General features: G+C 64.7%; 12 protein-coding genes and 1 pseudogene. 2 read left to right on the forward strand and 11 right to left on the reverse strand.

Annotation, left to right across the window (positions count from 1 at the left end; translation table 11 throughout):
• Positions 1–19: 19 nt before the first annotated feature.
• Genes addA through LO787_RS22725 form a run of 7 tightly spaced genes read right to left on the reverse strand, consistent with a single transcriptional unit; the run spans position 20 to position 16,089 of the window.
• Complete coding sequence (gene addA, locus LO787_RS22695; protein ID WP_232493242.1) at positions 20–3,526, reverse strand: double-strand break repair helicase AddA; 3,507 nt, start codon at positions 3,524–3,526, stop codon at positions 20–22.
• Positions 3,523–6,513, reverse strand: coding sequence for a PD-(D/E)XK nuclease family protein (locus LO787_RS22700; RefSeq protein WP_232493243.1), 2,991 nt, complete (start codon positions 6,511–6,513; stop codon positions 3,523–3,525). Before LO787_RS22700 ends, addA begins: the two co-directional genes overlap by 4 nt.
• A complete protein-coding gene (locus LO787_RS22705; RefSeq protein WP_232493244.1) occupies positions 6,506–7,231 on the reverse strand; it encodes a nucleotidyltransferase family protein in 726 nt (241 codons plus the stop codon). Before LO787_RS22705 ends, LO787_RS22700 begins: the two co-directional genes overlap by 8 nt.
• Complete coding sequence (locus LO787_RS22710) at positions 7,228–8,226, reverse strand: aminoglycoside phosphotransferase family protein (RefSeq protein WP_232493245.1); 999 nt, start codon at positions 8,224–8,226, stop codon at positions 7,228–7,230. The genes LO787_RS22705 and LO787_RS22710 overlap by 4 nt, the downstream gene beginning before the upstream one ends.
• Positions 8,223–8,669 (reverse strand): tRNA (adenosine(37)-N6)-threonylcarbamoyltransferase complex ATPase subunit type 1 TsaE, encoded by a 447-nt coding sequence (gene tsaE, locus LO787_RS22715; protein WP_232493246.1) that lies wholly within the window; start codon positions 8,667–8,669, stop codon positions 8,223–8,225. The genes LO787_RS22710 and tsaE overlap by 4 nt, the downstream gene beginning before the upstream one ends.
• A complete protein-coding gene (locus LO787_RS22720) occupies positions 8,666–11,017 on the reverse strand; it encodes a PAS domain-containing sensor histidine kinase (RefSeq protein ID WP_232493247.1) in 2,352 nt (783 codons plus the stop codon). Before LO787_RS22720 ends, tsaE begins: the two co-directional genes overlap by 4 nt.
• Positions 10,987–16,089 carry a pertactin-like passenger domain-containing protein gene (locus tag LO787_RS22725; protein WP_232493248.1) on the reverse strand — a complete coding sequence of 1,701 codons (5,103 nt, stop codon included), beginning with the start codon at positions 16,087–16,089 and terminating at the stop codon, positions 10,987–10,989. The genes LO787_RS22720 and LO787_RS22725 overlap by 31 nt, the downstream gene beginning before the upstream one ends.
• A gap of 331 nt (positions 16,090–16,420) precedes the next feature.
• Here LO787_RS22725 and LO787_RS22730 point away from each other — a divergent pair, with 331 nt between their 5' ends.
• Positions 16,421–19,534, forward strand: a complete 3,114-nt coding sequence (locus LO787_RS22730; protein WP_232493249.1) for a sensor histidine kinase — start codon at positions 16,421–16,423, stop codon at positions 19,532–19,534.
• Between the two features lie 314 nt (positions 19,535–19,848).
• Here LO787_RS22730 and LO787_RS26335 read toward each other — a convergent pair whose 3' ends face one another.
• Positions 19,849–20,196, reverse strand: coding sequence for a LuxR C-terminal-related transcriptional regulator (locus tag LO787_RS26335; protein ID WP_338045396.1), 348 nt, complete (start codon positions 20,194–20,196; stop codon positions 19,849–19,851).
• 104 nt (positions 20,197–20,300) lie between these two features.
• A pseudogene (locus tag LO787_RS26340) lies at positions 20,301–20,489 on the reverse strand (response regulator transcription factor); the annotation flags it as partial.
• 239 nt (positions 20,490–20,728) lie between these two features.
• On the opposite strand from LO787_RS26340, the gene LO787_RS22740 reads away from it, so the two are divergent.
• On the forward strand, positions 20,729–22,504 hold the full coding sequence (locus LO787_RS22740; RefSeq protein WP_232493250.1) for an aldo/keto reductase: 1,776 nt from the start codon (positions 20,729–20,731) through the stop codon (positions 22,502–22,504).
• A 164-nt stretch (positions 22,505–22,668) separates the two neighbouring features.
• Here LO787_RS22740 and LO787_RS22745 read toward each other — a convergent pair whose 3' ends face one another.
• Both LO787_RS22745 and LO787_RS22750 read right to left on the reverse strand, forming a co-directional pair.
• On the reverse strand, positions 22,669–22,977 hold the full coding sequence (locus LO787_RS22745; protein ID WP_232496398.1) for a helix-turn-helix domain-containing protein: 309 nt from the start codon (positions 22,975–22,977) through the stop codon (positions 22,669–22,671).
• A gap of 168 nt (positions 22,978–23,145) precedes the next feature.
• The gene (locus LO787_RS22750) at positions 23,146–23,478 is read right to left on the reverse strand and encodes a hypothetical protein (RefSeq protein WP_232493251.1); all 333 of its coding nucleotides are present in this window, start codon (positions 23,476–23,478) and stop codon (positions 23,146–23,148) included.
• Positions 23,479–23,584 lie beyond the last annotated feature (106 nt).

Here is a 23,584-nt window from a genome sequence, read left to right on the forward strand (position 1 = left end):
CGCCGGAGCGGTGAAAGCTTTACTCGCGCGGTTCCAAGTCCGGCTTGTGCTGTGCCAGCACGGCGGCGGGCACCTCGATCAGCCGGGGCACGGCGGTATAGAGTAGTGCGACCTCGACCGCACGACCGGGGAACGTCGCCTCCAGCGCGGCGGCGTAGGCACCCATCTGGCGCAGCACGCCCCGGGGCACCGCGTCGATCCGGTCTGGCGGACGGCGCGCGCTCTTGTAGTCGACAAGGCGCACGCGGCCCGGCTCAATGACCAGTCGATCGATCGTGCCCGCAACCACCTGCCCGCCGACGACTGCGGCAACCGGCACTTCGGCAAGGCTGTCCGGTCCGAACAGGTCCGCCCATTCCGGGTTACCGAGCACCGTCAGCGCACTCGCCAGCAGCGCCTCGCGGTCGGCCTCAGGGAGATCGGCGGCATGGCGCGCAAGCCAGCCGCGCCCGGCCTCCGCGCGCGTGGCCGAAGCCACATCGGGCAACCGCTCCAGCAGCCTGTGAACCAGCGTCCCGCGCCGCGCGGCATCGCGGCCAGCGCCCGGCGGGAACGGCGGATCGGGCGCATCCTCCTCACCCAGAGCCGAAGGCGCGAGCGGACGCGGCGGGCGCGGTTCGGCGGGCGGGCCACGCTCCAGCCAGCGCGGCAGCGGCTCGCGCAAGTCGAGCATCGGCGCTGCCGCCCGCACCGGAACCGAGGGCGCGGGCGTGCCATGCTCGCACCGCGCGCCCCAGATCGGATCGGCCAGTTCCGCTTCGGCGGGGAACAGAGCGCGCAGGCGGGCGTACCAGCTCTTCGGACTCGGTTCGCCCTTGTCGCGATTGGTGAGCGCGCCGCCGACGAACAGCGCTTCCTCCGCGCGGGTCATGGCGACGTAGAGCAGGCGCCAGTGCTCCTGCTCGTCGCCCAGCTTGCCTTCCTCGATCCGCGCGGCGATGCGACCCTGCTTCTCGTCCTTCGAGAGCGGCGGCAGCGGAATCTCGCGCGCCGGATTGACCGGATCGGGCAGGTCGAAGCCGCGCTCGCGCGCGTTGTCGGGATTGCTCGTCGCATCGGCGAGGATGACGATCGGCGCCTGCAGGCCCTTGGAGCCGTGCACGGTCATCACCCGCACCAGCCCCGCAGCATTGTCCGCCTCGCGCTTCAACTCGCCGTCGCCCGCGTCGAACCACGCAAGGAACCCGGCTAGGCTGGGCGTATCGGTGACGGCATAGGCCTTGGCGGCGTTGACCAGTTCGTCGATCGGATCGTTCGCCTCGGTGCCCAGCCGCGCAACCAGCCGCCGTCGCCCCTGCCACGATCCCACCAGCAGCCATTGCAGCAAGTCCTGCGGCGGATCGTAATCCGCGCGGCGCAGCACTTCGCCAAGTTGCTCCATCACCGCTGCGACCTCGGGCTCGCGCGAGCGACGCAGATGCTCCCACAACCGCGTGTGCCTTTCGCGATAGCCGTGCGCCAGCAACTGCTCCTGGCTCCAGCCGACGAGCGGCGAGACCAGCAGCGCGGCAAGGTTCAGGTCGTCGAGCGGCTGCACCGCGAAGCGAAGCGCGGCGACGAGATCCTTCACCGCCAGCGGCGCGCCAAGACGCAGGCGGTCGACGCCCGCCACCGGCACGCCCGCAGCATGGAGCCGCGCGACGATCAGCCCCGCCAATTCCTTGCGCTGGCGAACCAGCACCATGATGTCGCCCGCTTCCGCCCGGCGCGGCTTGCCCTTCACCAGCGTGAAGCCCGGCCCCTGCTCGTCCAGCCAGTCCCGGACCTGCAGCGCGATGCGCTCGGCCATCTGGCGGTCGGGGCGAGAAAGCCAGTCCGGCGTCGCGCCTTCCTCGTCCGGCAGTTCCTCGTCGTCCGCGTCGGCGGCATCACTCACCGGATGCCACAGCGCGACGTAGCCGGGACGCTCCTGCCCCTCGTGCGGCTCCGGCGGCTGGTCGAGGCCGAAGCTGGCATGACCGATACCGGTGATCGCCCGGTCGACGAAATCGAGCACCGTCTGCGCCGTGCGGAACGAACGGTCGAGCCCGAGTTCCAGCAGCCCGCGCGCCGAGTGATTGCTGCGCAGCATCGCCGCGTTCTCAGCCGCCCCGTCCATTTCGCGCCGCACGCGGTCGGCGGCGCGGCGGAAGTTCTCCGGGCTGGTGCCCTGAAAGCGGAAAATCGCCTGCTTGTAGTCGCCCACGACGAACAGCGTGCGCATCAGCTCTTCGGGCCGACCGCCCTCGTACTTGGACAGGCCCGCCCAGAACTCGCCCGCCATCGCGAAGATGATGTCCCACTGCGCGGCGTTGGTGTCCTGCGCCTCGTCGACGAGGATGTGGTCGAAGCGCCGGTCCAGCTTGTAGCGGATCCAGTCCGCCTGCGCCTGATTGGCGAGGAGGTCGGCGGCGCGGCGGATCTGGTCGTCGAAGTCGATCAGCCCTTCCCGCTGCTTCGCCGCATCCCAAGCCAGCGCGAATGCGCGGCCTAGGCGCAGCGCCGGCACCAGCCGGTCGGCCAGCATGAGCAGCCCGCGCAAGGCGCGCACTTCCAGAATACGCTCGATCACCCGCGCGCAGGAATCGGCGTAACCGGGGTCGAGCTTGTCCTGCGAGGTCGTGGACTTGGGCTCGCCCTTGGCGGTCAGGAAGACCTTGGCCAATGCATCAAGGCTCTCCAGCCGCTGCGCGCCGGTGCCCAGCAGCCACTCGCTGATCGCATCGACCGCGCCGAGCCCGGTCTTGGTGCCCCATTCGGCATTGACCGCCATGCAGTGCCGCAGCGAGCGCACATCGAACGCATCGTCCGCACAGCGCGCGGCGAGCCAGTCGCCATCGGCCTCCGAGGGCAGTCCCAGCAGCCGCAGCACATTGCTCCGCATGTCGGGAGCCTGCCAGCCGCCCGGACCGAACCATGCCTCCCGCGCCGAGGCGCAGCGCAACAAGAAGCCCATCACCGCATCGGGGCCATGCCGCAGCGAAAGCTGCTCCACCGCCCGCAGCAAGGCAGGATCGCCGAACGGCGCGTTCTCCGCATCTACCAGCAGGTCGGCCAGCACCTGCCGCGCGAGGAGATCGCGTTCGCGGTCCTCCATCGGGCGACTGCCGGGGATGAGGTCCGCCTCCTGCGGGAACGTCGCCAGCAGCCATTGCGAAAACGCATGGATCGTGTCGATCCGGAGCCCCCCGCCCGGACTGTCGAGCACCGAGGCGAACAGCGTGCGCGCCCGGGCGAGGTTGTCGTCGCTGGCGGTCGCACCGATCGCGGCAAGGCGCTGCCGCAAGTCGAACTCGTCCAGCCGCACCCATTCGGCCAGCGTCCCGTTGATGCGCGCTGCCATCTCGGTCGCCCCGGCCTTGGTGAACGTAAGGCACAGGATCTGCGAGGGATCGACGTCGGGCTGCAGCAAAAGCCGCAGCACGCGCGAGGACAGCACCTGCGTCTTGCCCGTGCCTGCCGACGCGGAAAGCCACACCGTCTCCTGCGGATCGACCGCAAGCATCTGGTTGCCGTGCAGCGGATGGACGGTAGCCGGGCCGCTCATGCCGCATCCTCTGGCCTGTTGCCGAGCGAGGTGATCCACTCGTCGAGCCGCATCAGCTGGTCGTAATCCGCATAGCTGCCCAGTTCCGGATTGAGCCGCGCGGTGAAGGGCTGGTCGCCGAGGATCCAGCGGTCGAGCGCATCATCGAGATAGCGCTGCGTCTCGGGCAGGAAGTCCTCGCGCGGGATGCCGGACTTCTTGCGGCCTTCCAGCACCGGCTCGAACATGTAGCCCATCGCGCCGTCCCGGCCCTTGGCCATCGACCAGTATTCGAAGGAGTCGGCCACGCCCTCGATACCCTCGAACCCGCCGTCCTTCGCGATCAGCGCGATGAGGCCGAGTTGCAGCGCGAAGCCTTCCTCGACGCGGCGGCCGGTGGGCGGCTGGCCGGTCTTGTAGTCGACCACCGCAAGGCTGCCATCCTCGCGCCGGTCGATGCGGTCGGCGCGGCCATGGATGCGGATGTCGCGGTGGCGCATGTCGCCCCACTTCTCTACCGCGACGACCTTGCGGCCGTTCTTCTTCGCATCGAGGATCATGCCCTCGAACGTCGCGAGCGCCGCCGAAAGACGCGGCCACCACAGCACGCGCATCAGCGGGTGGGCGTTCTGTTCGGTCAGCACGCCTTGCGCGATGGACTGGAGCCCGTCCTCCGGCTCCCCCGCTTCGTGCCAGCGCTGCATGATGAGGTGCGCGACCTCGCCCTTCCATGCCGCGCTCGGCTCGGCGTCGAGGCCGTCGATGCTGCGCAGGCCGAGGATGGCACTGGCGTAGAACTGATACGGATCGCCGCGCAACCGGTCGAGCCCGGTGACGGAGACATCGACGCGCCGCTGCTCGGCCGAAGGCATCGGCTGCGGGCGCGGATGCGGTGCGATCTGCGGCGCATCGTCGAGCATCCGTGCGAGCCGCACGGCCTCAGCCTCAACATGGCGTTCTAGCTGGTCGCCCAGCATGGCGCGCACGCGCAGCACGAAGCGCGAAGGGATCACCGGCCCGCCCTCGTCCCGCTGCGCCCAGCTCAGCACGACTTCGGGCGCACCGAGCGCGGCGGCAAGGTCATGCGCGGACAGGCCGATGCGGAAATCCGCACCCGGTACGCCCAGCGCCCGCAGCACGGCGGGCGGCAGCAGCGCGTCCTGCGCGGCGGTGCCGGGCCAGACGCCCTCAACCAGACCGCCGCAGATGATGAGATCGGCCCGGCTCATCCGCGCTTCCAGCAGGCCGTAGACCGACACGCGCGGATGCCCGCCCCATGGCGGTCGTACCGATACGCGATCCATCGCGTCGCGCAGCACGGCATGGATCTCGCGCGGGTCGAGCAAAGTGCCTGCCGCCCCCGCAGCACCGCGCAGTTCCTCGATCAGTGCGCTGAGCGCGCGGCCATCCGCGCCCGCCCACAGCATCTCGCCACACAGCGCTTCCGCCGCATCGGCGAGCAGGCCGAGCAGGCGTTCGAACGGCTCCGCATCGGACAGCGCGAACAGCGGCGACAGGATCGCCTCGATCCCGGCCCACCATTTGTCCAGCTTCGCCTCGGCCGCCTTCGCCCTCAGCGACGCGAGCCCGGCACCGGGACGCGGGCCGCGCAGCGCGAGGTCCAGCTTGCGGGCATTCTCCAGCCAGCGCGGACGGCCCTCCCCCGCTCCGGTCAGCGGATGGACCAGCAGCGCGATCAGCGGCACCGGAGCGGCGGCCTCTGCAACCACTTCGGCCAGCAGCAACAGCAGGCGTCCGGCGGCAGTCTGCGGCAGCGGGCGACCGGCGGTATCGTCCGCCTCGATCCCCCAGCGCTCCAGATGACCGACGACGCGCGCAGCCAGTCCCCGGTCGGGAGAGATCAGCGCGACGCGGCGCTCGGGCGTCTCCAGCGCCTCGCGGATGAGGACGGCGATGGCCTGCGCTTCCTCTTCGGGATGCGTCGTCTCCATCAGGCGCACACCGCCAAGGCGGCGCTGCTCGGGCGGAAGGTCCACCCACGCAGCGGAGGCCCGCGGTGGCAGGAACAGGCTAGAGATCGCGCGACTGCGCTCGGGCGGAGCGGCGGACAGGCCGGAGCGATGCCACGGCATCACTTCCTTGCGCGAAACGCCCATGCGGTTGAGCAGCAGCTTGAGGTGGTACTGCGGATGCGTCACCGCGTCGCTGCGCCCGAACGGCGGATCGTCCAACTGCACGGGCGCGCCTGCGGTGCCGAGTTCGTCCCACACATCGTCGGCCAGCGACAGGTCGAGATCGGGCAGCACGACGTAGCCCTGCGGCATCTCGCTCACTACGCGCAGCAGTCGCGCCAGCGCCGGCGAGGCGCCGGTGACGCCCGCTGCGATCACCGGGTTCGGCGGCGGCTGCGCCTTCCAGCGCACGGCGGCATGATCGAACAGGCGGTTGCGGCGGTCCGGCGCGTCGATCTCTCCGCTCTCGGCCAGTTCCGCGATCCAGTGCTGCTGCACCATCAGGAAGCTGCGGGTATTGTCGCTCCAGTGCCCCGCAAGGTCACCGACGATGCCGATGACGCGCTCCGACATGAGGTCGATCGGAGCGATCTCCTCGGCGAGCAGGCGATCCATCGTGCGCCCGATCTCGAAGGCGCGGCGCAGCAACGCCGCTCCCTTCCCGGCAGCGTCGCCCTCCACATCGCGCAGATAATGCGCGAGCCGCAGCCAGCGCCGCGTCGCATCGGCCGCAGGCGGAATATCCGCAGCCCCCAGCGGATCGAGCAGCGGCCCCAGCGTCTCGTCCAGATCGAGATCGCCAACCACCGCCATGCGCGGCAGCAGCATTCCCGAGCCCGAATGGCGGACGAACGCCTCGGTCACGGTGCGCACGGTACGGCGGCTCGGCAACAGCAGTGTCAGCCGCGCCAGCGCGATCTCGTCCTTCGCGTAACGCGGGATCAGCCCTGCGACGAGGGCGTCGGCGAAACCACGGTGCGCCGCAATCGAATAGACCTTGGGAGCGTTCCTGTCAGACCGCGCCTGCTCAGGCACGGGTCAGCCATTCCTCGGTCGGCCGGATCGCGGCAGGCTCGCCCACCTCGAACCACAGGCCCTGATGGGAGATACCGTAGAGGCGGCCTTCCTCGATCGCGCGCGTCCACAGCACGTTGGTGGAGAACGGCCCTTCCGGTGCATCGCGCAGCAGGCGCTGCGACACGAGCTGGATGCCGGTGTAGATGAACGGCGCAACCCGGCCAGCGCGACGGCGCGACACGCGCCCCTCAGGATCGAGGTGGAAGTCCCCTTCTCCGCGATAATTGAGCGCGCGGGTGTGCGGCACCATCAGCAGCAGCGCATCCATCCGCTCCTCATCCCACGCCTGCGACAGCTCGGCGAAGACGTCCTGCGGCCCGTCGAGCCAGATGTTGTCGCTGTTGAGGCAGAAGAACGGGTCGGGCAGCAGCGATGCCGCCTTGACCATGCCGCCGCCGGTTTCCAGCAGCAGTTCGCGCTCGTCCGACATCGTGACCTGCGGTGCCGTCTTGCGCACGTTCAGATGCCCTTCGAGCGCATCGGCCATGTAATGCGCATTGACCACGGCCCGGGTCACGCCCGCCGCGCCCAGCTTGTCGAGCGCGTGGTCGATCAACGACTTGCCCGCGACGCGCACCAGCGGCTTGGGCTGCGTGGCGGTCAGCGGGCGCATCCGCTTGCCGAGGCCTGCCGCGAGGACCATCGCCGTATCGCTGGCGAGCGGCTTGCTGCTCATTTCTGGTAAGTGCCCCCGTTGGCCTCGCGCAGCGCGGCCGGAATGTTCGCATCGAACCACGCCGCCACGGGCGCGAGCGCCGGATGCGCAAGATCACGCTCCAGCAAAGCCCAGACCCGCGGGATCAGGTCGAGGTAGCGCGGCTTGCCGTCGCGGCGCCACAGCCGCACGAAGATGCCGACGATCTTGGCGTTCCGCTGCGCGCCAAGACGGGCATAGTCGGCAAGGAAGGTATCGACGTCGACGCCCGCCTTGTGCGCGTAACGATCGAACATCTGCGCTTCCAGCTCGGGCGAGACATCGCGCCGCGCATCCTGCAGCAGCGAGACGAGATCGTAGGCCGGGTGGCCGACGAGCGCATCCTGGAAGTCCAGCAACCCCTGCTTTTCCAGACTGCCGAGCAGCATGATGTTCTCGGCATGGTAGTCGCGCAGCACCGTCACGCCGGGGCGCTGGCGCGGCAGCATTGCGGAGAGCACCTGCTCCCACGCCGCCGTGTAGCCCGCAGCGTCCACGTAGAGGCTCTGCGCGGTGCAGTACCAGTCGATGAACAGCCGCGTCTCGCGCAAGTACTCGGCCAGCGAGTAGTCGAGGAATGGCCCAGCCGGAAGCTGGTGCAGCTTCACGAGCGCATCGATCGCGGCGGAATAGACGGCGCTCTCGTCGGTCGGCCACTGGTCGAGGTAGTCGCGCATCCGCGCCTCGCCGAAATCCTCCAGCAGCACGAGCCCGCGCTCGGGTCGCTCCGCGAGGATGCGCGGCGCGCGCATGCCGTTGTCGTCGAGCCAGTGCGCGGCGCGCAGGAACGGACCAGGATCCTCGTTGGGCGGCGGCGCATCCATCAGCATCGCGGTCGCGCCATCGGCGCTACGGATGCGGAAGTAGCGGCGGAACGAGGCGTCGCCGGGCAACGGCTCGACCGCGGCGCCTCCCCAACCGGCGGCGGCGAGGAAGGCGTCAAGCCCTTCGGGAAAGTTCGCGTGTTCGAGCGTCATACCGGCAACCGCCCTAGCCAATCCGCCCCACCCTCGACAATGGCGATCCTGCCGTCCTCTACAACTTCCAACGCGATGGAAAGGCAGCCCGGCTCATGCGCGAAGCCGCCCGCATGGTCGGGCCATTCGGCGATGAGCGCCGCGCCTTCGCGATAGTCGTCCAGACCGATCTCCTGCGCCTCGTCCGGGTGGTTGAGGCGGTAGAAATCGGCGTGGACCAGCGGCAGGCGCACCGCAGGCGGATCGTAAGGCTCGATGATCGCGAAGCTGGGCGACGGAACCTCGCCCTCATGCCCCAGCCCCGCGATGATCGCGCGGGCCAGCGTGGTCTTGCCCGCGCCGAGCCCGCCGGTCAGCGCGACGACATCGCCCGGCAGCAGGGCATCGGCGATGGCGCGCCCGTAGCGGTCCATCGCCGCGAGATCGGCCAGTTCCACCCTCACGGCAGTTCGATCAGGGCGCTGGTGCCCTTGCCCGGCTCCGAATCAAGCCGCAACGAGCCGCCGTGCGCCTCGACAAGCTGGCGCGCCAGCGGCAGGCCGAGGCCGTCGCGGCTCTCCACCTTGCCGTCGGCGCTGACCTTCATCCCGTCGAGCGCCCGGGCGAGCGTGCGGCTGTCCATCCCGGCACCCTTGTCCTGCACGAGTATCTGGATGGTATCCCCTTCTCCCACCTTGCGGCGGGCGAGCTGGACGAGGATGCGCTGCCCCCGCGGCGACGCGGCGATGGCGTTGTCGACGATGTGCCCGACCGCGCGCGCCAGCCGTCGCCGGTCGGCGACGAGCGGGCGCAGCAAGCCCTTGGCCTGAAGATCGAGCGTCAGCCCGGCCTTCTGCAACCGCGCCGCGCGCTCCTCGACCACCGAGCGGACGAAAGGCATCGGGTCGATCTCCTCGAACTTGAGGGGGAGCAGACCCGCCTCGCTCTGCGACAGGTCGAGCAGGCTATCGATGTGGTCGCCCAACTGCTGCGAGGCGCTGATGATCGAGCCCACGTAATCGCGGCCCGAATCGTTGAGGTCGCCGCCGAGGCCAAGCTCCAGCATCTCCGCGAAGCCGCCGATCGAGGTCAGCGGCGTGCGCAGTTCCTTGCTCATGTTGGCGAGGAAGCGGGTCTTGATCGCGTCCGCCTCGATCAGCGCGGAATTGCTCTCGCGCAGCGCCTGCTCGGCCTTCATCGAATCGGTGATGTCGAGCACGGCGAGCAGGCCGTTACCGTCCGGCAGCGGTACGCCCGCATATTCCAGCACGCGCCCATCGGCGAGGGTGATGCGCCCGCCGGTCTGCGTGCGGTCGAGCGTTGCGGCGCGCACGACGTTGCCGACCGTCTCCGCCTCGACCGGGCGCTTGAGGCGCGAGGCGATCTTTCTGAGCAGCGCCTCGACGTGCGGGTGCGTGTCGAGGAACTCGCTCTCCAGCCCCCAGTCGGCGGCGAAGCGGCGGTTCCAGATCTGCATGCGACCATCCGGCGCGAAGACCGCGACCGATTCGAACAGGCTGTCGAACGTGGCGGTGCGGGTACGCAGCAGGGTGTCGCGCACGGCGGAAAGGCGCAGCTGCTCGGTGCGATCCTCGACGATCAGCAGCAACCCGCCATCGGGCACCGGCTGGGCGACGATGCGAAGGTGCGTGCCATCCGCCAGCGACCAGCTTTCCTCCTGCGTGGAGCCTGCGGCGAACCATGCCGCCTTCTCCCGCCGCCAAGCCGGGAAATCGCGCGCCTCGGGTACGCGACCGGCGTCGCGGGCGGTGTCCAGCAGGCGTTCGAAGGCGGGCGGATCGACGAGGATGCGGCCGTCGAGCTTGAACAGGCGCTGGAACGGCTGGTTGGCGAAGGACAGGCGGCGCTTGGCATCGAACTGCGCGACGCCCGCCGAAAGCTGGTCCAGCAGCGCGCGCTGCGCCTCGCGGAAGGCCCGGAAGGAGCGGGACATCTCCTCCAGATCCTCGATATCGACCGCATAGCCCGCGACACCATCGTCGCCGAGCGGCAGGTCGCTGACCCGCAGGGCGCGGCGCTGGCCATCGATGGTGGTGGAGACGATCCGCTCGATCGGGGAGCCTTTCAGCGCCGCCTGCCGCGCGACCTGCCCCGGCGTCACACCGTCTACCGCTTCGATCAGTTCGGTGCCCTTGGCGACTACGTCGTCCGCGCTCTTGGCGCCGACGGCAGCGACATAGGCGTGGTTGACGAGTTGCAGTTCGCCATCCGGGCGGCGGAACCACATCGGCATCGGCGCAGCCTCGATCAGCGAGACGAGCGCGTGGAAGTCACCCCGCGCGCGCGCTGCCTCGTCACGCAGGCGGACGAGTTCGGTCTCGCTGTCGGAAAAGTCGAAGACCCAGACCAGCGCGGCGCCGCCGGGCGAAACCTGCGGGTCAGCCAGATGCCCGCGCAGCGCGAGGCTGCGGCTGGAGCCGTGCGGCGTCACCGCCATGCGGAAGGGCGCCGCAGTCTTCTGGCAGCGGCGCACCGCCTCGGTCAGTTCAGCGAGCTTCTCGGCCGGAAGCCCTTTGCCGTTTCCTTCCAGTTCGGAGAGATATTGCGGCACTTCGTCCAGCCCGAGCCACTGCGCAAGGCGCTGGCTGGCCTCGATCCGCCCGTCGGTGCGCACCAGCAGCGGCAGCGCGGGCGATTCCTCGACCATGCGGCCAAGACGGCGCGCCGAACGCAACTGCGCCTCGGCACGGCCTTGACGGGAGCGGGCGGCCAGAACGGCCCATGCAGCGGCGACCGTCCAGGCGCCGAGAAGCAGACCGATCAGGAGAGGCAGGAAGCGCGAGAATTCCATCGCGCAAGGCTATGCTGCGCGCGACGGGTGGTGACAATGGGGGATGGCGCGAAACCGGTAGATACGCGCGTCGGGAGGACGCGGACAGGTTTGCGAATCCCTCCCCGAGCTTGTCTCGGGGAGGTGGCAGCGCGAAGCGCTGACGGAGGGGGAATTGCGCGATCATCGAGGCTGTAGGTCGTATCGCCGATCGCCTGCGACTGGTCGCGGTTCATGACGCCGCCGTAGACCTGCCCCCAGACGCGCGTGTCTGCACCTTCGACGTCGCGCAGTTCGGTCATGTGGCTGCTCCACGCCTGTGCGGACTGATCCCAGATCGCCTGCGCGCCCTCGCCCAGCTTGGCCAGACGATAGACGCCCGCGCCCGCTCGGGACGTGAGCCCGAAGCTGCCCGCATTGTAGGCCAGCGTGTAGTGGACAAGGCCGACTTCGGTCTGCGCCATGTGGAACGCCGTGGACGAGCTACCTGCGCCGACCTTGACCAGTTCGATGGGCTTGGAAAGCAGCGTCGCATCCTTGCTCAACTGGTTGAGCACGATGCCGGTCGAGCCGGTTGCGGCGCCCTGAATCACCAGGTTGTCCGCCAGACCGTTGTTCACGTCCAGAGCCAGCAGGGCATTGCCCGAACCGATGTAATTGCCGGTAAGCGTCAGCGTATCCCCCACAGCGCCGCTGCGCAGGTCGATGGTGCCGCTGTTCTCGAAGCGCTCAAGCCCCTTCAGCGTGACCGAAATCGCAGCAGCCGCCCGCGCTTCGTTGGCGAGGTTGCGCACCACCAGCGTGCCGCTGTTGGTCAACACGTCATCGCCCAAGCCGAAATCGCTGTCACCCATCGCGACGAACTTGCCGGAATTGACGAAGGTGTCCTTTTCGCCCGTCAACAACAGGTCACCCTCTATCGTGCCGCTATTATTGATAGAAAATCCGGCATCAACCGCGGCGTCTTGAATAGCGATGATAGTGTAACCATCACCCTTGTTCGAGATGGTGCCCGCATTGTTCACAGTAACACCGGTCTTGCCGGTCATGAAGACTGAATGGCCGGGACCTGCAGGCATATCTACTGAGTCGTGTATCTTCCCGCCGCCAATCACCTCGCCACCCCTGAGGACGTTGAGCACGCTGTCACCCAGAAGAGAGTTTACTTCCACCGCGTTGAATTGGCTGGACGTGACTTTGCCGGTAATGGTCACCTCGTTGTGATACGTACTGGCAGAAGCGACACCGATCCCCGTTGAGCTTACGTCGTGAGCCGCGACCCGAACGCTGGAACCTCTGACCGAAATGCCGTGGCCACCCGAAACGACCGACTGTGCCTCCACGACAAGATCGTAGCCTTCGGCGGCAATGCCCGTGCTGGAATCACCTTCAGCAACAACGCGATTGGCACGAATATCCAGTTTCCCGAACAGATTATCTGCACCAATTCCTACCGAGAACTCACCTGAGACATGGACATCCGCAACCGCGATAAGCAGGTTGGGCTTTCTCTCGTCCATTGCGGAAGTGGCTTTGGATACCGGGGTCAGGCTCATGTCTCGACGCAAGACGGCGTAGGCTTCCTCGGGTCCAGTGGTCCGACCGCGACGTGTGCCGATCGAGGCAGCCACGCCATGGCTTTTGTCCCCAGATGCGACGATCGCGCCAGCAGATATGACCTCAGCATCATCGCGGCCATGGCCCGTGAGATTTATGCCCGTAGACGCGAAGCCGCTCACTTCGATGCTGCCCGCATTGTGGACGCTAATCGTTGTGCCGGGGAGACTACCGCCACTAGCGTAGATGCCCATCGCATATCCCGCGCCAGAGGCCTTGATCGCACCCGAATTTCGGACAGTGATTGGACCGTTGCCCACCGCGAGGACACCATATGCATTGCGCTCCCCGGACATGGAGATCATTCCGCTGGTCGTGACATCGACGCCGCCGTAGCCGAAGGCATGGACTGCTGCTGCAAATGCCCCATTCGCGGAGACATTGTTTGCGCGGATCGAAGCTTTGCCGCCAAGGGCGACGGCATAGATGCCCTCTGCACCGTCACCTGCGGTCGAGACCGTGCCGGCGGCATTGACGGTAACGCTTTTGCCAACAGCGTAGATACCGGTGGTTGGCCTCGCGGCTGCGTAATTATAATCGTCGATCGGATGCCCCGGAATAGAGGCACCCGTCGTGATGACATCGTTCACCATGATGTTCACCGCGCCGTCGACGCCAAATGCGAGAAGCCCCGCAGACCCGTCACCGCTGGTTTTGATCGAACCGACCCTAACGTCGATATTCCCGTCTTGCGCACCATTCGAGACCACCAACCCTTCGGACAGCCTGCCCGAAGTGTTGATCGAAGCTACGTCAATCTTGAGATTTCCGGTCGTTGCAGCATTAGCGCGATCCTTCCCGTAAACAAAAGCGTAGATGCCCATAGAGTAATCGCCGTGAGTGACGATGCTGCTTTGAGTGACCGTGACATCGCCTCCCAAGGCTTCGGCGACGACACCGGCGCTGAGATAACCGTTCGTTTGCACCGAACCTTTCCCATCGACGGTTACGCCTTGGGTGCCTACAGCCAGTATGCCATAGGATTGATAGCCAGATGTTTGGACAAGACCGTTATTATGGATCGAAACGGTGCCCGTGGAAAACCCGGTTACGCCACGGGCTTTATTTCCACTGGTAGTAACACCGTTATTGATCGTGATATCGACTCTTTTTATAGTGTCGCCATTGTCGTCATGTCCATCCCCGTCATCATCGTCGCCAGCCACCGCGAGAATACCCTGTGATACTCTCCCAGATGTATTCACCTGATCCACCTCTACGACGGCATTACTGCTCCCTAATGCCATCACGCCGCTAGCAGCATAGCCTGCGGTAGAAATATTACCGGCGATGACGCTTGTGTTTCCAGAACTGCTGGCGAAGATGCCTGGGCCTCTGGCACTGGCAAGTTCGACATCCTCCACTTTGATGTAAACGTCCTTACCGCTGACAAGGATACCTACCGCATCGTAGTCGTTGGAACGAACTGAACCCACATTGAGCGCTACGTCGCCGCGTATCGCCGATACCACTATGCCAGCGCCGTCGAGTTTGCCTGCGTCGATCGAGACATCGCCCGCATAAGTATAGGCAAAAACCCCCGCATTATGAAAACTATCATGCGTATTGTCAGCGCTGGTCTTGACATGACCCACCTCTATCGAGATATCGCCGCCGACCGCCATGTTGACCGCATGAATGCCATCAGCGTAGTCATTTACCGTTTCGACCGATCCCGCCTTGATCTTGATCGAATTGTCTCGGCCCGCACTGTAGGCATAAATACCATGAGCACCGATACCCGCGGTCTTGACGGAATTTACATTAATTTCGGTTTTCATCCCGACGCCGAGCGCTACTCCGGCGATACCATGCGATAATGTGCCTTCGGTGGATACGCTGCCTACATCGATCGAAATCTTCTGCCCGTAGGATGTGCTCGCACCTCCGGCAAGAGCCAGAATACCGTAGGATTCATCTCCCTTAGTGCTGACGCTGTCACCTGTGATCGTCAGATTGCCAAGGAGAGCTTCGGCATGGATGCCGCGCGAGTAGAAGCCCTCGGTGGATACATTCCCCGCCTTGATCGTAGTATCGCCAAAGACGTTGTATGAGAAAATACCAAAGGCGAAATCGCCCTTGGTGGCTACATCGCCCACTTCGATAGTGGTGTTGCCACCCCGACCGATGTTGATGACGTCAATGCCATCCGATGCGAAGCCTTGTGTCGAAACGGTGCCAGCCTTGACGGTTATGTCCCGATCCGCCTGATCCGTCGTCCATACGAAATTGCTGTTCGCGTAGATGCCAGCCGAGTAATCACCCTTGGTGCTGACCGAGTTGGCATTGACGACGACGGCGGCGCCTACCGCCTTGATACCGCCCGCGTCGGCATGCTGATGATAGCCCTGCCCCTCCGTGACGACGTCGCCCGCGTTGATCGTGGTCGTTCCCCCCGTGTAAGCGACGATGCCGCGACCCGCGCCGCCCGTAGTCGTCAGCGAACCGACATCGACGCTGACATCGCCAAGATAGCTGGATGCATAGACGCCGTCGGAACCGTAGCCCGAAGTCGTGATCTTGCCGGCATGGACCGACACCGGGCCGACATAGGCGTTGGCGCGGATCGCGGTCGAGGCGAAGCCCGCAGTCGACACCTCGTCGGCGTTGATGCTGATGCCGCGCGGCAATCCGGGAACGTTGTTGGTCGCGTAGATACCGGCCGAATGATCACCCGTGGTCTTCACGGTACCCGCATTGATGGTGATGTCCCCGTAGCCGACAGCATGGATGCCCATGGAGCCCTTGCCGGAGGTGCTCACCTGCTGGACGGTGATGTTGGTCTTGCCATCCGCAAGGGTATCGATGCCGTGGGAATTGTCACTCGTCGTGACGATGGTCCCGGCATCGACGATCACGTCGTCCCCGAACACGCCGGTGTCTGAGCTGTAGCCACGCACCGCGGCGCTCTGGATTCCCGACGAGTGAGCGCCCGATGTCGTCAGCGAACCGCCCTTCACGTCGATCGCACCCGCAACGCTGCCTGCGGCGATGCCGTTGGCCTCGAAGCCCTGCGTCGTGATGTCACCGACGTGAATGGTCAGGTCGCCCGTGCTTGTGTGTCCGGCGACGCCGATCGAGCCAGCACCGTGCGTGGCGATCGTGCTCGCGCCATCGGCGATCAGGGAGGCGGTGCCGCCGGAGAAGTTGCCGACCGTGATGCCATTCACGTAATCGTCGCCGGTTTCGACCGAGATGCCACCGGCAAGATGGACAGTGAGATCCTGCGGCGCGGCCTCGTTGCCGATGACGTACTGGATGCCGCCAGGGTAGCCGACCGACGCCGGGCAGGTGATCGCGGTGAGGGTCAGCACGCCGCAGGCGGGGGCCGCCGCGACGGCCGGCACGTTTCCAAGAAGCAGCGCAGCCGCTGCGCCGCGGAGGGTGGTACCGAGACGCAGCGCCTGACGGCGCCGGGCCTGGAGGCGGGAAGGTCGGCCGGACTCGATGCTCGAAAGAACGCGATCGTCGTACACAAAAAGTACTCCCTGGTGACGCCCAGGAGCAATCGACAATCGGATCCCGCGCACACCGACGAGGTCGATGATGATGGCATACTTCAGAACTCGCGATGGGATCCGACCCGTTGCCCCCTTTGATGCGGGGTTCAACGTCGCGAGCAGCGCAAACCCGTAAAGAGATGCGCGTCGATGCCAAAGCGATCGCATGCCGGTGACCGACTTGGCCTGATTTGAGAGCGATGCGCCTCCAGTGGGTCATCCAGACGAGGCGCAGTGGAGCTACGGCGTGGGGTGCCAGCCACCAAAAGTCATTGAATTAACAATAAAACGAAATATCCTGTCTTCGATGAGGGGAAAGCTGGACGTGGCAAACCATTCGAAACGTATGCCGGTGCTATCTCAATTGGCCCTGATCGTTTTTTTCACGTTCTCGGAAAATGTCAGCGTTGCGCAGCCCTTAACGCAAATCTCACCTGCCGTCGGTACGAGCCATGTTTCCGCGGCACGGCTCAGTTTACTTCAAATGAAGCATAGCTCTTGGACAAGCCGCGATGGCGCGCCCTCGTTGGTACTGAATATCGGCGAAACCAAAGAAGGTTTTCTTTGGCTGGCGAGCCGGGAAGGCCTCTTTCGGTTCGACGGACTCTCGTTCGAAGCAATGGATGTTGGCGTGGATCGTGAGAAGTATGGGCTTCCACGAAGGATTGCGGTCGCGCGCGATGGCCGGGTCTGGATTTGGTATCCAAAGGGCTGGCTTGCCGTGTACCGCGCCGGTCATTTGCGTTTTATCAAGGCTCCCGAGATGGGTGGCGAGGTATTCCATATCGTGGAAACCCGCGACGGTGCAATCTGGCTTGCGGTCGCCCAGATCGGCCAGCCAATTCGCCGGTATCAGAAAGGCCGCTGGGACACGGTGATGCCGAATCCGAGCCGGGACATGCTGGTCGATATTATCGAAGCGGGCGACGGTGCGGTCTGGCTAAGCTACAATGAAGCCCTCCTGCGACGAGCGCTCGGCGCCGACCAGTTCGAACGGATCGATGTTCCGCATGTCCGCGGGGCGAAGCTTGCAGCGGATGCCGGGGGAAACATTTGGCTCACCGCACCAACCGGCGGCCGGCGAATAACGGGACCAAGAGGGAAGTGGCCTGCAAAGACGTCCCGTTGGTTCCCGTGGGATGCAGATGGTCGCTTTTTCGGCGTGCAGTTCGATCGGAACGGTGATCTGTGGGTGCTCGGCCGGGGCTTCGGTCGGGTCGCCGGGCTCGCGCAAGCGGAGCGGGCAGGAACCAATTCCGTCGTCTTCGAATTGGGAAACATCCCCCAGATGAGTTCCAATCGCCCGGCGAGCATGCTTGTCGATCAAATCGGCCAGATCTGGTTCGGCGGGCCCAGAAGCCTCGATCGCTTCAGCGTTCCAAGTGTTGTCCCGGAGCCGGAACTCACAGATGTCGCGAGTTACGGTGACACGCTTTTCACATCGTCCTCGGGCTCCGTCTACTTGGGTCAGAATGCCGCAGTCTACAAGGTGGAGCCTGGAGAGCGCCCCGTCCGGATTCTTGCAACCGGTTCGGAAGTCGAAGCGATCTGCGAGGATAAGGAGGGAGCGATCTGGATAGTGCTTGGCGACCGCATAATTCAGTTGCGAGGCGAACAGCGAACAAACTTCCCACGGCCGTTTGCCGAGACCGGCGTATACGGATGCGGCGCGGATGAGACCGGCCGCTTCTGGCTTCTTGCATCTACGAGCGGGTTGTATTGGCTTGACGGGGTGGAATGGCGGTCAATACGGCCTGATGCATCCAAGACCTTTGACCCGTATGCCATGGCGAGGGATGCCCAAGATCGCCTCTGGGTACTGACGGAGCCTGAAGTTCTAACGCGCCTAGCTGGCGGGTTCGCGGAACGACGCGCGATCGGTCCGACAGCGAGCCTCGGCAAGATTGTTTCACTTCTGCCGACATCTCGCGGTTTCCTGATGTCTGGAGAGGATGGAGCGGCATTGACAACACCCACAGGCGTCACGCGGATGGCACCCAAACAAACCATGGCCTTGCGGGGAGTAACCGGCCTCACCGAAACGCCGCAAGGAGACACTTGGGCATTTGGTCGCGGCCTGGTCCGCTTCAGGACTTCTGATTTCCGAAGAGCCCTCAAAGATCCGAACTTCATCATCCCGGAGCGTGCCTTCACTTTTGAGGATGGATTACCCAACGGGGCCAATGCGCAGGCAATTCGATCGATGACCGTAGGGGGGGATGGCCGAATATGGCTGGCGACGATTGATGGCCCGGTGTGGATCGATCCCGCCAAGGTTTTCTCCAACCCGGTCCCCCCAGGCGTCGCCATAACATCCCTAAGTAGCGGCGGGAGAGTTTTCAGAGATCCTGTGCAAGTCGACCTTCTGGCGGGAGCTTCCGACATCGCGATCGCTTTTTCGGCTCTCAGCCGTTCCACGCCTGATCGAGTGAAGGTTCTCTATCGCCTTGAGGGCCATGATAAAGATTGGGTCGATCCCGGAAGACGGCGACAGGCGTTCTACACGAACCTTGAACCCGGCGATTATCGTTTCCGGGTGATCGCCGCGAACGAGGACAACGTATGGAACCGCCTCGGTGGAACCGTCACCGTTTCTATCCCGCCGACTTTTCTCCAGAGTTGGGCATTCAAGGTTCTTTGCGGACTTGTGATATTGGTCTTGGGCTGGATCGGCTACTCCATACGCGTTCGCACGGTCGCGAAGCGCATAAGGATGCGTATGGCTGACCGCATCGGCGAGCGAGAGCGCATAGCGAGGGAAATTCACGATACCCTGCTTCAATCGGTCCAGTCGGTGACTCTTCGCTTTCACTTGGCCGTCGATGAAATGTCTGCGACCGAACCTATCAAGCCTTCACTTTCAGAAGCCATTGACCAGGCGGATCGCGTCATCGCTGAGGGCAGGGACCGCGTCCGGAATCTTCGACCGCTCTCACGTGCGGCCACTTTTGAGGCAGAACTGCATGACATCATTGAGCGGCAGGCGTTCGATTCGTCCGTCAATATTGGATTGCATGTAAGCGGACATTCCCGTCCGCTTGATCCCCTGGCATTCGATGAACTCACACAGATTGCGAGCGAGGCCATCTTCAACATTTGGCGTCATTCTGAAGCGCGTCAGATCGATGTGCAAATCTCGTACGGAACGCCCTTCTGCCTCCAGTTCATCGATAACGGTGTGGGTATAGATCGTGCCGTTGCTGATGCTGGGCAAAGGCCCGGGCATTTCGGAATACCGGGAATGCGCGAGCGAACGGAAAAACTAAACGGCAAATTTTCGATTGGTCGACGGTTGACAGGGGGAACGGAACTTATCATCGCGGTGCCCGGCACGATAGCTTACGAAAAACAAGACGCGCGCACCAAGCTTTTCTCGTTGATAAATCTCATAGTTCGTTACTTTAGGTTCAATCTAATATGAGCTCATGGATGGAAATGATAATCCCTTCCCTCCGGTGGTATCACCGGTAAGGTTGATTCCCCAACGTTGGGACCGCGTCCAATATCAGTCACTTTACTGTGCGGTTGGTGCAAGGCCGCTCCGTGACCAATTAATCGGGCGCAACACGTTTCAATTTTTCGGCATCCTTAGCCAAGCTGACCATAGGATTTCGGCCTGCACCTATACTTCCAGTCCGGCATAGTAGATCACGCTCATGCGAGGCCAGACTTTCTGGTCGCTTGCCGGATGTACTGAACGCCGCGTACGCGCCCCAAGCAGCCCTTGAACGCCCATCAGCGTTCGATGAAGCCGCGCCGGATGGCCACCGTGACGGCATGGGTCCGATCATCCACGCCAAGCTTCTCGAACGCGCGTTTCAGATGCGCCTTGATCGTGTCGATCGACAGATCGAGCCGCCAGGCGATCTCCTTGTTGGCATGGCCCTCCGCGACCAGCCGCAGCACTTCCAGTTCGCGGTCGCTTAGCGGCTCGTCGAGGGCGTGTGCGGCAAGGTCGTGGACGATCTCCTGACTGAGCGCCGGGCGTCCGGCGGAAACCATGCGGATCGCATCGAGCAGTTCTTTGCGGATGCCGTTCTTGAGCAGGTAACCCGCCGCCCCGGCCTGGATGCAGCGCACCACCTGCGCGTCGCCGGGGTAGGTGGTGAGGACCAGTATCCGCGCGCGGGGGATCGCTTGCGGATCGCCTCTATGGCTTCGAGGCCGCTGATGCCGGGCATCTGGAGATCCATCAGGACGACGTCGGGCTCAAGCTCGGCGAAGCGCGCGATGCCCTCGGTGCCGTCACCCGCCTCGCCCGCCACGGCCATGTCCGCCTGGCGTTCGATCAGGGTCGCGATGCCGTCCCGCAGGAACGGGTGGTCATCGACGATCAGTACGCGGATCGGCCGGTCTAGGCCCGCTTGTGACGCCATCCGTCATGCTCTCCAAGGGAGCCGCAGCGAGTGTCATGATCCCTCCGGCGTGCCGATGCGCCGGTGAGAATGCGGGCAAAAGCGTCCCGGATCAACGCGGTTTGCGACATCGCGCGGCCAATTACCCGAATGAGTGATGCGCCGGACCCGATCGGGGGTCGGGCCCGGTCCGAGCGCTAGGTATTCTCCATCGTAGTTCCGCGATGCGGCCACTCAGGGGCGACCAAGGGGGCAGGCAGATGACCAGCGCTATCCGGCCCGACGAGGCACACGGCTTCGCATTCGGACCTTTCATCCTGAAGCCCGAACGCCAGCTCCTGCTGCGCGACGGAGCGCCGGTTCCGCTCGGCGGCCGGGCGCTCGACCTCCTGATCGCGCTGGTCGAGCGACCGGGCGAACTGGTGGAAAAGCGCTACCTGATGGCGCGCGCCTGGCCCGATACCAATGTCGAGGACGGCAACCTCAAGGTCAACATCGCCTCGCTTCGACGCGCCTTGCGCGACGGGTCGGACGAGAACGGCTTCATCGCCACCGTGACGGGACGCGGCTACCGCTTCATAGCGCCGGTACGTCGGCTTGGCGGATTCGCGTCGACGGCTTCCGCACCGCCCTCTCCCCGCCCGACACACCGCCTGCCCGAAGCGATCCGCATGGTCGGCAGGACGAAGCAGATCGCCACCGCCCGCACCGCGATCGATCAGGGCCGGTTGCTGTCCATCGTCGGCCCCGGCGGCGTGGGCAAGTCTGCCCTCGCGCTGGCGCTGGCGGGCGACCTTGCCACCGAAACCGGCATCGACGCCCTCCGGGTTGACCTTTCCGGGCTGGATCCGGCAGACGGCCCCGCCGCCGTCCATACCGCAATCGCGACCGCGCTGGACCTCGATGCACGCACCGCGTCGCTCTCCTCCCTCACCGACGACCTGCGTGGGCACGGCACCCTGCTGATCCTCGACAATTGCGAACCCGCCGTCGATGCGGTCGCCGTGACCGTCGACAGCCTCATCGCGGCGGCCTCCACCCTGCGCATCATCGCTACCAGCCGCGAGCCGCTCTGCGCGCGCAGGGAGCGCATCCTGCGCCTCCGTGGTCTCGACCTCCCACCCGAATGCCCCGGCCCGTCTGCCGACGAAGCTCTGCGGTTCGGCGCCGTCGAACTGTTCGTCGATCGGGCGGGCGACCTGACACGGCCATTCCGGCTGGACGACGACGAGGCACCCGAAGTGGCGCGCCTGTGCCGCATGCTCGACGGGCTGCCGCTCGCGATCGAGTTTGCCGCCATGCAAGTGGCTACATTCGGAGTGCGACAGCTCAGGCTGCTCCTGGAAAGCGGCATGGAGCAGCTCGGCGGTTTGCGCAGCGACACGCCCCGACATCGCAGCCTGCGTTCGTGCATCGATTGGAGCTACCGCCTGCTGTCCGAGCGCGAGCGCTTCCTGCTCCGCCACTTGAGCAGGCAAACCAACAGCTTCACGCTGGCTTCCGCATGTCGCATCGGCATGGACGCTGGCATGTTGGAAAGCGCGGCAATCGACGATCTTTCCGCGCTCGTGTCGAAGTCTATGGTGGAGGTTCAGACCAGCTCGACGGCGACACGCTACTGCCTGCCGCATACCGTGCGGACCTATGGACTCGCCCGGGCGGCGGAGACCGGGCGCAAGGGCCAAACTTGGCCGCCGCCGGCGGGCGATGCGTTCCTCGGCATCGCGGCGGATGCCGCATTAGGCGCGGTAAGCGAACGCCTGAGGGGTGCCACCCCCTATGCCAGAATGCTCTTTACCGAATCCAACTTCAAATTTGTCGGTACTGTCCACGAGATCGCCGAAGAACTCAATGTGCCGATGGCGCAGGTCGCGCTTGCCTGGATGCTGGCGCGCGCTGAAACCATTTCACTCCTCCCAGGGGCGCGCCGGCCTATGCAACTGGAAGGTAACCTTCCGGCTACTTCACTGTCGTTTATTCAAGGACAGGGCAAGCGATTTGACGCAGTTGACGACATGCACCCTTTCGACCCATAATTCATCTTCAACTTGCCCCTCGGCGTGCTTTTTGGAGGAATGGACGTGGCGTTGAGGCTCCCCCGGTTTCGTCCTCGATCGTGATGAAGAGCACCCCCTATTGATTGGGGAGCGCTGCTCGAACAAGCGAATATCGCATCATAATCCACGATGCGAATAACGAACTAGGGAGTACCGTCGGCTTGTTCGATCGCTGACGAAATGCCCTCGCGCGCTTCAAACCTGTGCCGTCTATCGGCGGACCCGATCCGGCTACCGACGATCGCGACCTGGGTACGATTGCGCACCTTGAGACGACGCATGAGGGCGGAAATGTGGACTTTCACCGTCCCTTCGGCAATGCCCAGTTCCTGCGCAATCTGTCGATTAGAGAGGCCCGAACAGACGCAGCGAAGAACCTTGATCTGCGTAGGCGTCAGGATGGAAAAATCCGGCACCTCCGGTTCACCTGCATGAACGCCGCCGTCATCCATATGCACTTTGCCGTTACCTTGCATCACTCTCACGTCGCATCGCAAGCGATACTCCTCTTTTCCATTGCCGATCACCTTTCGTCCTGCCCAAAGCTCCCTGCACCAGAAATGCGGCATGGCAAGCGCCCCCCGCCGCTGCCGTGTACGGCTGCGTCCATCGCAAAGTGGTCAATGGTGCGAACCGCAGTTGTTTCCCGCGCCGCTGGCGGAAATGATTCCGCGCGCGGTCGCGGGCCAGCTATCCTCCTTCACAGAGGTATTGTCCCGGATCGTATTGTTCAGGTAGTCGCTCCATTCACCATTGAGCCGACCGCTGTTGTACCAGTTGCCCATTGCCGACTTGTCCATGGCCGTGCGCCGGGGCGCGATATGCGACTGCGGATTGAGATTGAGCCAAACACCACCGATCTTGTCGATTACGTTTTCGCGCACGGTCACATAACGCGACCCTTCGTCGAGATAGATGGCGATCCCGCCGTAGCCATCCGGTGAAACTTTCAATTACCCACAAGTGGTCGCACGCGTGATTCCCGTCAGCGCATTACGTTTGAAGCCCCTGACTCGGCTGTGATTCCTGCTCAGGCACGGAACCTGCGGGGTGCGTGCC

Origin of the sequence: Novosphingobium kaempferiae (assembly GCF_021227995.1) — a bacterium.
Classification (GTDB): domain Bacteria; phylum Pseudomonadota; class Alphaproteobacteria; order Sphingomonadales; family Sphingomonadaceae; genus Novosphingobium; species Novosphingobium kaempferiae.